The following is a 9,845-nucleotide window of genomic DNA, read 5'->3' on the forward strand; positions in this document are numbered from 1 at the left end:
GGCGTAGTGCTCGGTCAGCACGCCGAAGAACCGCTCGATGGACCCGAACAGCGCCCGGTGCAGCATCACCGGCCGCTGCCGGGACCCGTCGGCGGCGGTGTACTCCAGGCCGAAGCGCTCCGGCAGGTTGAAGTCGACCTGGATGGTCGACATCTGCCAGGTGCGTCCGATCGCGTCCCTGGCCTGGACGGAGATCTTCGGGCCGTAGAACGCGGCGCCACCCGGGTCGGGGAACAGCTCCAGCCCGGAGTCCACCGCGGCCTGCCGGAGCGCCTCGGTGGCGCGCTCCCAGCCCTCGTCGGTGCCCACCGACTTCTCCGGGTTCCGGGTGGACAGCTCCAGGTAGAAGTCGCTCAGCCCGTAGTCCGACAGCAGCCCCAGCACGAAGTCGAGCAGCCCACGGAGCTCCCCGGCCATCTGCTCGGGGGTGCAGTAGATGTGTGCGTCGTCCTGGGTGAACCCGCGGGCGCGGGTGAGCCCGTGGACGACGCCGGACTTCTCGTAGCGGTAGACGGTGCCGAACTCGAACAGCCGGAGCGGGAGCTCGCGGTAGGAGCGGCCGCGGGAGTCGAACACCAGGTTGTGCATCGGGCAGTTCATCGGCTTGAGGTAGTAGTCCTGCCCCTGCCGCCGGACGTTGCCGTCGCTGTCCCGCTCCTCGTCCAGCTGCATCGCCGGGTACATGCCCTCGGCGTACCAGTCCAGGTGGCCGGAGGTCTCGAACAGCTGACCCTTGGTGATGTGCGGGGTGTTGACGAAGGAGTAGCCGGCCTCCTCGTGGCGACGCTGGCTGTACTTCTCCAGCTCCCGCCGGATGATCCCGCCCTTGGGGTGGAAGACCGCCAGACCGGAGCCCACCTCGTCGGGGAAGCTGAACAGGTCGAGCTCGGAGCCCAGCCGGCGGTGGTCGCGCCGCTCGGCCTCGGCGATCTGCTCCAGGTACGCCTTGTGCGCGTCCTTGCTCTCCCACGCGGTGCCGTAGACCCGCTGCAGCTGCGGGTTCTTCTCACTCCCCCGCCAGTAGGCGGCGGCGCTGCGGGTGAGGGAGAACGCCGGGATGGTGGAGGTGCGGGGCAGGTGCGGGCCACGGCAGAGGTCGGTCCACAGCCGGTCGCCGGTGCGCGGGTCGAGGTTGTCGTACATGGTCAGCTGCGCGCCGCCCACCTCGACGTCGGCGCCCCCGGCGACCTCCTCGCCGGCCCCGGCCTGGCCGGCACCGCCCTTGAGCCCGATGAGCTCGAGCTTGTACGGCTCGTGCGCCAGCTCGGCCCGGGCCTCGTCGTCGCCGATCTCCCGGCGGCTGAAGTTCTGCCCCTGCTTCACGATCGCCTGCATGCGCTTCTCCAGCGCCTGCAGGTCCTCCGGGGTGAACGGGCGCTCGGGGTCGAAGTCGTAGTAGAACCCGTTCTCCACCGGCGGGCCGATGCCCAGCCGGGTGCCGGGGAACAGGTCCTGCACGGCCTGGGCCAGCACGTGGGCGGTCGAGTGCCGGATCACCGCGCGACCGTCGGCGCTGGCGGCGGGCACCGGCTCGACCTCGGCGTCGGCGTCCGGGGTCCAGCCGAGGTCCTTGAGGTCACCGGAGGCCAGCTCGCGGACGACGACCGCGCCGTCCGGGCCCTTCAGCGGCACCCCGGCGTCCTTGAGCGCCTGCATGGCCGTCGTCCCGGCCGGCACCCGGATCGCAGCGACGGCGGTGGGCGAGGGCGGGGTGGACACGAGAGCTCCCGGGGGTCAGACACGGTCCCGACCGGTCGGCCGGGCCTGTCGAGACTAGTGCGCCGGGACGACGCCCCGGGTCAGCCGGGGACGATCGCGAGCCCCGCGGCGACCGCGCCCCGCGCGTCGAGCACCGCACCGATCCGCGCGGCGCTCTCCGGTTCGGCGGGCACCAGCCGGACGGCGTCGTCCCCCACCTCGATCCGCACCGGCACCGCCTCGGCCTCCGACACGGCGAACCGGCCGTCCTCGCCCCGGGTGAACGTGAACCGGGCGATCACCGAGTCCTCGGTGTCGTACCCGCGGGTGGCGTGCTCGGCGAGGTGGTTGCCCAGGCCGTAGGCCGCCCACTCCCCGTCGACCTGCTCGAACGGCTGGACGACGTGGGCGTGGTGGCCGAGGACCAGGTCGACGTCCGGGGAGGCGAGCAGCGTGCGCACCGCCTGCTCCTGCGCCGCCGTCGGCTCGTGGTCGTACTCGGCGCAGCAGTGCACGCTGGCCACCACGACCTCCGCGCCGGCGGCCCGGGCGGCGGCTGCATCGGCCAGCACGGCGCTGACGTCGGGCACCGCGAAGGTGTCGACGGCGAAGGGCGCCTCGGACGGGAGCGGGACCCCGTTGAGCGAGAACGTCGTCGACACGTGCCCGACGCGCACTCCCCCGACGTCGACGACCACCGGCTGCTCGCTCTCCGCCGCGCTGCGGTACGTGCCGGTGTGCGCGATCCCCGCGGCGTCGAGGGCGTCCAGCGTGCGGACCAGCCCGTCGAAGCCGTCGTCCAGCGAGTGGTTGGAGGCGGTGGAGCACAGGTCGTACCCGGCGCCGGCGAGGGCGTCCACGATCTCGGGCTGGGCGGCGAAGGACGGGTAACCCGAGTAGGGCCCACCCACCGGTGCCACGGGCGTCTCCAGGTGGCAGATCGCCAGGTCGGCGGCCTGCAGCACCGGCGCGATCGGGGCGAAGACCGCCGAGAAGTCCCAGCTGCCGTCGGGCTGGCGGGCACCCGAGGTGAGCGCCCGGCCCTGGTGCACCAGCACGTCGCCGGTGGCGACCAGGGTGAAGGAGTCGGGGGCCGGTGGAGCCTCGGGCGTCGCTCCCGACGACGGCGCCGGGGTGCCGGGCTCGGCGACCGGGGTGGAGGTCGGCTCGTCGGTGCCACAGCCGGCCAGCAGGACCACCAGCAGCGCCGCGAGCAGCGCCGGCGCAGCTCTCCTGGTCACGGTCGCCGAGGTTAGCGACCACCGGCACCGGGGCCGATCCGGACACCTCAGTCGAGCAGGTGGACCTCGTCGCCCTCGGCGACCGTGCCCGGGGTGCGGACCTCGGCGTACACGCCGAGGCAGTGCTTGGGGGTGCGGACCACGTCGAGCTCCGCGGTCCCGATCCGCAGCCGCCGGCCGACCCAGGAGCGCTCGTCGGCATCGCCGGCCAGGTGGAGCAGCAGGTTGGCGCGCGGGTCGTCGGCCGAGCAGCCCTCGGGGACGTCGCCGTCCGCGGCCCGGTCGATCGCCCCGCGGGACACCAGGTGGACGGCGGCGGCGTCGACCTGCGGGCCCCCGGTCGAGGCGGCCAGGCGGACCGGCCGGCCCAGCACCTCGGTCAGGGTGCGGCCGTCGGCCTCGGTGTCCCCGGTCGGGACGACCTCGCGCAGCCGGGGGGTCGTCTTCACGGTGACCCGCTCGCCGGTGCCGGCCTCGACGACCGACCACGCTCGGTCACCGCGCAGCCCGGCGTCCTGCACGTCGACGGCGGTGACCACGCGCCCGGCCAGGGATTTCACCGGGTACACCGAGATCTGGCCGACCTGCCCCACCGTGTCGCTCATCACCGGGACGCTACGCGGGCCGGGACCGGTCGGCCGACGGGCTCCCCCGGCGCCGCAACCGGCGCAGCTGGGCCTCCAGGTAGGGCCGGGCCCGCCGCTGGCCGCCACGATCGGTGATGGCGCCGTCCAGGGCGGTCAGCACCCGTTCCAGCCGTTGCTCGTCGGGGAGCCAGCCGCGCCGCTGGCACTCCTCCAGCCACGGGACCGGTGCGGTGTGCCCCCGCTCGGAGTTGCAGCGGCGGCAGGCGGCCACCTCGTTCTCCAGCCAGGACGGCCCGCCCTTGACCCGCGGCACCACGTGCTCGGTGGTCGGCACCACCTGCGCGCCGAAGGTCCGGCCGCACCACACGCAGGTGGGCCCGTCCCGCTCGACGGCGACCAGGAGTCGGGCCGCCCGGTCCAGTGCCATCGCGTCCATGGTGCGCCGATCGCGGCAGCCCTGCCCCTGGGACGACGAAGGGCCAGGATTCCCCGTCTCCGGGTTCACCTGGCCCCTGCATCCGGTGGGCGATACTGGGATCGAACCAGTGACCTCTTCGGTGTGAACGAAGCGCTCTACCGCTGAGCCAATCGCCCGGGTGCGTCAAACATCTTGCCAGATGCTCACCGCCAGAGCGGCACCCACCCCGGCACCCAGTCCGGCACGCCCATCACGTGCAGCGTCACGAGCAGCACAGCGAGGACGAAAGCCGCGGTCAGGGCGGCGACGGCCAGCCGCACCACCAGCGGCTGACGGTTCAGCCAGGCCGTCCACCGGGCGACGTGCCGCCGCGTGAAGTCCAGCACCCGTTCGGCCCAGGTGAACTCGGTGGCGAGCAGGAACAACCCGGCGATCACGGTCAGCCACCCGGGCCCCGGCAGCGGGATCGTGACGATGCCAAAGGCCACGACCAGGCCACCCACCAGCCCGACCCCGCAGCGGTAGGGCGTGTCCAGGCTGCGCCGGGTGGCGATCCAGCGCCGCCAGCGCACCTCGGCGACCCGCTCGCGCAGGCTGTGCACGTCGTCGGCGTCGTACCGGGCGCGGCGTTCCTCTGCGGTCTCCGGCACGTCCGGCTCCGGCGGGACCGGCACCTGCTCACCCCGCGATGCCATCGTGTCCTGTCCGCTCAGCTGGTCACCTGCCCGGTCGCGACGATGTCCGTCGGTGCCGACGGAGCCTGCCGACCGGGCTCGATGCTGATGCCGTACGCGGGGTACTCGTCCAGACCGGTCTCCGCCGAGCCTACGGTTCGCAGGTCCATCTCAGAAGTCACCACGTCGAACGTCCCGATGGCCACGGGGGGACCATCCGGCAACCCCCAGACGACGTAGGTGTCGTCGCCGGGGTCGTTGACCGGCAGGCCGTCAGCCAGCACCTGCAGTCGACCGTCGCGGGCGACGACGGTCGCGACGTCCTCCCCGCCCTCCTCGGTCAGCGGGGCGATGGTGACCTGCCCCGGGTCCAGCAGCGCGTCCAGCATCCGGGCCTGCTCGGCCGCCGCGGCCACGGCCTCGTCGCGAGCGCTGGTGAGAGCGACGTTCCAGGCGCCCAGCGCCAGCACCGCCGCCACCGCAGCCGCGACCAACGCGGTCGGGAGCACCCGCCGCCAGGCCGGGCGGGGGTCGGCGACGTGGGTCGGCAGCGGCAGGTGGAGCTCTCGCGCCGAGGTGCTGCCCGTGCCGGCCTCCCACGGGGCAGGCCGGCCCGCGGGACGGGCCGGCGCAGCCGGTGACTGCTCGCGCCGGCGTTCGGGTGGTGCCGCCTGCGGCAGCTGCTCGGTCTCCTCGACCGCTGCGCGCAGCCGGTCCCGCAGTGCGTCCGACGGCTCGGCCGGTGGCAGGTCGCGGGACATCGCCGCCATCACCTCGGCCGTCTCGGCGACCGTGTCGGCACAGCGGTCGCAGGCGGCGAGGTGGGCGGCGAAGAGGTCCTCGTCCTCGGGCTCGAGCGCGTGCAGCGTCCAGCCGACGGCGAGCTCCTCCCAGCGGCGGTGCTCGTCGTCCCGGTTGCCCATGGGTGCGGTCATCGCGGGGCTCCGTCGGCCGGGGTGACGCCGGGCAGCCCGGTGCCCAGCGTGTCCTTGAGCCGGCGCATGCCGGCGAGCATCCGCGTCTTGACGGTTCCCAGGGGGGTGCCGGTCAGGGCGGCCACCTCTCGCTGGGTGTACCCGCCGTAGTAGGCCAAGGTCAGTGCCTCCCGTTGCGGATCGGGCAGGGAGCGCAGCGCCGTCCGCACGCGGTCGGCCTCCACCCGCTCCCAGGCCTGGTCCTCGACGTCGTGGTTCTCGGTCGGTGCCGCCAGCGCCATCTCCTCCTCGGCCCGCACGGTGCGGCGGCGCTGCGACTCCTCGCGCCGGACGGCGTCCACGGCCTTGTGGTGGACCATCGTCAGCACCCAGGAGGCGACGCTGCCCCGACTGCCGTCGAAGGCGCCCGGGTTGCGCCAGATGCCGAGGAAGACGTCCTGGAGCACGTCCTCGGCCAGCGTGTCGTCGGCCAGCACTCGGCGGGCCAGGGCGAACGCCGGGCGCCGGAAGCGCAGGTAGAGGTCATCGACCGCCGAGCGGTCACCGGCCGCCATCCGGCGGACCAGCTCGAGGTCGGCGGCGCCGTCCTCGGGACTGCGCACTGGTCGGCTCACGAGGCCCATGGTCACACGCGGCGTTCGGCTCGTCGGCCCTGATCGGTTCGACCCGTGATCACGGGCACTGCGACCGCGGCGAGCCGTGTCGCCTGGCGACTCCTGGGACGCATGTGACTGGTGTGGCGCGACACGCCGAGACCATGCGTGACCGAGGGCAGTTCTGGGTCGTTAAGGAGACATGGCTCGCCACTCGATGTCCGGCTGCACCGCGCGGACGACGTTCCACCTCATCGGCCCCCAGTCCTGGACGGCGGTCCCAGCCGCCCTGGTCTACGACTCCAGCGACCCGTTCGCGGTGCGCGTCCGGTTCGGCGACGACGGCGCCGAGGACGACCGCACCCACGACGGCGGCTCCGCGTTCGAGACGGCCGCGCAGGCGGCCGGTGCCGACGACGACGCCTACGACCCGGCACCGGACGAGGACGGCGGCGTCGAGTGGCTGCTCAGCCGCGACCTCCTGCGTGCGGGCCTGATCGGGCCGGTCGGCGAGGGCGACGTCCGGCTGTGGCCGGCGCGCAACGGGCTGGACGTGCTCTTCCTGCAGCTGCGGGCACCCTCGGGTGAGGCGCTGTTCGAGGTGTCGGGCGCCGCGGTCGGCCAGTTCCTGCGGGAGACCGACGCACTGGTGCCGGTCGGCACGGAGAGCGAGCTGCTGCGGGTCGACGACGAGCTCACCGCGCTGCTGCGCGGTGGCACCGACAACCCGACGTCGCACTGACCCCCACGCGGGGCTGACCTGCAGGAACCCCCCTCCGGACACCCCCTGGACCCCCCGGGTTTGGACCCCCGATTCGGGTCGGTTAGAGTTCTCCACGTAACGCGGACTTGATCCGCAACGCGGACGTGGCTCAGTGGTAGAGCATCACCTTGCCAAGGTGAGGGTCGCGGGTTCGAATCCCGTCGTCCGCTCGGAACCCCGGGCGCTGGTCGCGAGACCGGCGCCTGGCGTGCGGTGGAGTGGCCGAGAGGCGAGGCAACGGCCTGCAAAGCCGTCTACACGGGTTCAAATCCCGTCTCCACCTCGTCTCCTCCACGGAGCACGGGTGTGGAGGCAGGCCGGTCGGCAGACCGGTAGGGGCGATTGGCGCAGCGGTAGCGCGCTTCCCTGACACGGAAGAGGTCACTGGTTCGATCCCAGTATCGCCCACCAGCCACGGAAGGCCCCAGGTCCACGGACCTGGGGCCTTCCGTCGTCTCAGCGGGAGACCCGCCTGCGGCGTGGACGGGATGTGATGATCCCCACTCAGCCGACCGGTACCCCGTCAGCCGCAGCACGCAGGGCGGCCAGGTCGAGCTTGCGCATCCCGAGCATGGCCTGCACCGCACGCTGGGCCCGTGAGGGGTCCGGGTCGGCGAACAGCTCCTCCATGCCGGCCGGGACGACCTGCCAGGACAGCCCGTAGCGGTCCTTGAGCCAGCCGCACTGGCTCTCCTCTCCCCCGTCACCGACGAGCCGGTCCCAGTACCGGTCGACGTCTGCCTGGTCGGCGCAGTCGATCTGGAAGGAGACGGCCTCGGTGAAGGGGAACTGCGGCCCACCGTTGATCCCGACGAAGCGCTGGCCGGCCAGCTCGAACTCCACGCTCATCACCGATCCGGCCGGGCCGGGTGCGCCCTCCGGGTAGCGGGCCACGCTGAGCACCCGCCCCTCACCGAAGACGTCGATGTAGTAGTTCGCCGCCTCCTCGGCCTGGCTGTCGAACCACAGGTTCGGGACGATCTTCTGCTGCGCCATCTCGGTTCCTCTCCACGGCGGGGACCCCGCGCCGGGGTCTGCACCCAGGACCGGCCCGGACGGCGGAACTCATCGGCGCCGTCAGCGCGTCGCGGGCTCCACGCGCTCGGACCAGAAGCGCTGCACCTGCGCCGCCAGCTCCTCGGGGGCACCGTCGTTGCGCAACACGACGTCGGCGACCGCCCGCCGCTGCTCGTCCGTGGCCTGGCTGGCGATCCGGGCGCGCGCGTCGGCGGCGGACAGCCCCCGGTCCACCAGCCGGGCGACCCGGGTCTCCGCCTCGGTCTCGACGACCAGCACGAGGTCGAAGGAGCCTGCCTGACCGGTCTCCACCAGCAGGGGCACGTCCTGGACGACGACCGACCCCGGCGGGGCCGCAGCAGCCAGCTCAGCGGCACGCGCGCGCACCCGAGGGTGGACGATCGCGTCCAGCCGGGCCCGGGCCGCAGGATCGGCGAAGACGACCGAGGCGAGCGCAGCCCGGTCCAGGGCGCCGTCCTCGGTCACCACGCCGGGCCCGAACTCCTCGGCGATCGCGGTCAGCCCCGGCGTACCGGGTGCCACCGCCTCTCGGGCGAGACGGTCGGCGTCCACGACGACGGCACCACGTTCGGCCAGCAGGGCCGCGACGGTGCTCTTGCCCGAACCGATGCCCCCGGTCAGCCCGATCTTCAGCACGGTCCGACCTTAGAGGCCCCGGGCCTGCCTGCAGGTCCCGTCGGGTACGCGCGGCTGGCCGGAGGGGGCGCCGCAGGTCTCGGCGAGGTCACGGCGCAGGCACCCTCGGCGCGTCGCACCAGTCACACCAGTCACAGGACCTACCTTTCGTCCCGGTGGACTTCCCCCGCCACAGCAGAGAGGCAGAACCGACCATGTCCCGTTCCACGCTCGATGGCGCACTGTCGGCCGCTGGCACTCCCCGCCGTGGTCGGCACCGGATCGACAACCCGGCCGGGGTCCGGTGCTCCGACCTCCCCGGCGTGCGCGAGCGCCTGCCGCAGGGTCGCCGCGGGGCCGCGTTCTTCCGCGCCCTGGTGCCGAGCGTGCGCTCCGGTCGGCACACCTGGGACTTCCTGGCCAACGCCGGTGGCCGCCCGCGCACCGCGTTCGCGATCATCCTCAGCCTCTGACGGAGGGCCTCCCTGCCCCCACCGCTGGCGAGCGCGCGGCGGCCCCCTGCAGGAGGGCCTGACCGAGGTCGACGGCGCCGCACTCCCGTTGCCCGCACCCGACGGCTCATGGACGAGCCGGGCATGCACCCACGGTCCGACGGCTCACGGCTGAGCCCCAGGACCCGACGACCTCGTTGACCCCCACGGTCGGCGGGGTCGTCGCCGTCCCGGCCGGGGACGGCCAGTCTCCGGGCGGCTGGGCTCAGGGCGCCCGGACTCGCGATGGCCGGGTCCACGACGGTCAGGTTCTCGTCGACCACCCGGGTGCAGAGACGACCGTGCGCCGCCCACCCGGGGGTGGACGGCGCACGGTCAGGTGCTGCTCAGACGAGCTGTCGGGTCACTCGCCGCCGGCGAGCTTGGCCCGCAGGGCCGCCAGCGCCTCGTCGGAGGCCAGGGTGCCACCGGTGGAGGGGGCGTCCGGCGCGTCGACCGGCTCGCTGGAGTAGCTGCCACCGGCCGCAGCCTCGGCGTCGGCCTCGTACGACGAGCAGGGCAACTACGTCTACCCCGAGGGCTTCGACTCCGACACCGGCGAGTGGCTCGAGGGCTACGACGAGGCCCGCGAGACGTGGGAGCGGCAGTACGCCGAGGCCCAGGCCCGGTTCGAGGCGCACCGCAAGCAGATCGCGGCGGCCAAGGAGGCCGACGCCGAGGCTGCGGCCGGTGGCAGCTACTCCAGCGAGCCGGTCGACGCGCCGGACGCCCCCTCCACCGGTGGCACCCTGGCCTCCGACGAGGCGCTGGCGGCCCTGCGGGCCAAGCTCG

General features: G+C 73.7%; 12 protein-coding genes and 4 tRNA genes. 5 read left to right on the forward strand and 11 right to left on the reverse strand.

Annotated features, from left to right (window positions below; genetic code table 11):
* The 8 genes from thrS to G5C62_RS22980 all read right to left on the reverse strand — a co-directional run.
* The coding region (thrS, locus tag G5C62_RS22945; protein WP_164702825.1) for a threonine--tRNA ligase at positions 1-1,719 on the reverse strand (1,719 nt) is incomplete at its 3' end.
* 80 nt (positions 1,720-1,799) lie between these two features.
* Entirely contained in the window at positions 1,800-2,939 is a 1,140-nt protein-coding gene (locus G5C62_RS22950; RefSeq protein ID WP_164702826.1) for a CapA family protein, read from the reverse strand.
* Positions 2,940-2,986: 47 nt separating this feature from the next.
* Complete coding sequence (locus G5C62_RS22955) at positions 2,987-3,544, reverse strand: MOSC N-terminal beta barrel domain-containing protein (protein ID WP_164702827.1); 558 nt, start codon at positions 3,542-3,544, stop codon at positions 2,987-2,989.
* A gap of 10 nt (positions 3,545-3,554) precedes the next feature.
* Positions 3,555-3,953, reverse strand: a complete 399-nt coding sequence (locus tag G5C62_RS22960; protein ID WP_164702828.1) for an HNH endonuclease — start codon at positions 3,951-3,953, stop codon at positions 3,555-3,557.
* Between the two features lie 95 nt (positions 3,954-4,048).
* A tRNA-Val gene (locus tag G5C62_RS22965) sits at positions 4,049-4,120 on the reverse strand.
* Positions 4,121-4,147: 27 nt separating this feature from the next.
* Positions 4,148-4,594, reverse strand: a complete 447-nt coding sequence (locus G5C62_RS22970; RefSeq protein ID WP_241176073.1) for a TIGR02611 family protein — start codon at positions 4,592-4,594, stop codon at positions 4,148-4,150.
* Between the two features lie 59 nt (positions 4,595-4,653).
* A complete protein-coding gene (locus G5C62_RS22975) occupies positions 4,654-5,553 on the reverse strand; it encodes an anti-sigma factor domain-containing protein (protein ID WP_241176074.1) in 900 nt (299 codons plus the stop codon).
* Positions 5,550-6,176 carry a sigma-70 family RNA polymerase sigma factor gene (locus tag G5C62_RS22980; protein WP_241176075.1) on the reverse strand — a complete coding sequence of 209 codons (627 nt, stop codon included), beginning with the start codon at positions 6,174-6,176 and terminating at the stop codon, positions 5,550-5,552. The genes G5C62_RS22975 and G5C62_RS22980 overlap by 4 nt, the downstream gene beginning before the upstream one ends.
* Before the next feature lie 172 nt (positions 6,177-6,348).
* Here G5C62_RS22980 and G5C62_RS22985 point away from each other — a divergent pair, with 172 nt between their 5' ends.
* The 4 genes from G5C62_RS22985 (at position 6,349) to G5C62_RS23000 (ending at position 7,320) form a co-directional block, all read left to right on the forward strand.
* Entirely contained in the window at positions 6,349-6,888 is a 540-nt protein-coding gene (locus G5C62_RS22985) for an SsgA family sporulation/cell division regulator (protein WP_164702831.1), read from the forward strand.
* A 119-nt stretch (positions 6,889-7,007) separates the two neighbouring features.
* A tRNA-Gly gene (locus G5C62_RS22990) sits at positions 7,008-7,079 on the forward strand.
* Between the two features lie 42 nt (positions 7,080-7,121).
* A tRNA-Cys gene (locus G5C62_RS22995) sits at positions 7,122-7,192 on the forward strand.
* A 53-nt stretch (positions 7,193-7,245) separates the two neighbouring features.
* Positions 7,246-7,320, forward strand: a tRNA-Val gene (locus G5C62_RS23000).
* A gap of 93 nt (positions 7,321-7,413) precedes the next feature.
* On the opposite strand, the gene G5C62_RS23005 is transcribed toward G5C62_RS23000, so the two are convergent.
* Together G5C62_RS23005 and coaE are read right to left on the reverse strand one after the other, a co-directional pair.
* On the reverse strand, positions 7,414-7,905 hold the full coding sequence (locus G5C62_RS23005) for a VOC family protein (RefSeq protein ID WP_164702832.1): 492 nt from the start codon (positions 7,903-7,905) through the stop codon (positions 7,414-7,416).
* Positions 7,906-7,986: 81 nt separating this feature from the next.
* The gene (coaE, locus tag G5C62_RS23010; protein WP_164702833.1) at positions 7,987-8,583 is read right to left on the reverse strand and encodes a dephospho-CoA kinase; all 597 of its coding nucleotides are present in this window, start codon (positions 8,581-8,583) and stop codon (positions 7,987-7,989) included.
* A gap of 194 nt (positions 8,584-8,777) precedes the next feature.
* Between coaE and G5C62_RS23015 the strand changes: the two genes are divergently transcribed.
* On the forward strand, positions 8,778-9,035 hold the full coding sequence (locus tag G5C62_RS23015; protein ID WP_036340834.1) for a hypothetical protein: 258 nt from the start codon (positions 8,778-8,780) through the stop codon (positions 9,033-9,035).
* A gap of 382 nt (positions 9,036-9,417) precedes the next feature.
* Here the strand turns inward: G5C62_RS23015 and G5C62_RS23020 are convergent, their stop codons facing one another.
* Positions 9,418-9,576 carry a hypothetical protein gene (locus G5C62_RS23020; RefSeq protein WP_164702824.1) on the reverse strand — a complete coding sequence of 53 codons (159 nt, stop codon included), beginning with the start codon at positions 9,574-9,576 and terminating at the stop codon, positions 9,418-9,420.
* Between the last annotated feature and the right edge of the window lie 269 nt (positions 9,577-9,845).

The organism is Modestobacter sp. KNN46-3 (assembly GCF_011039295.1).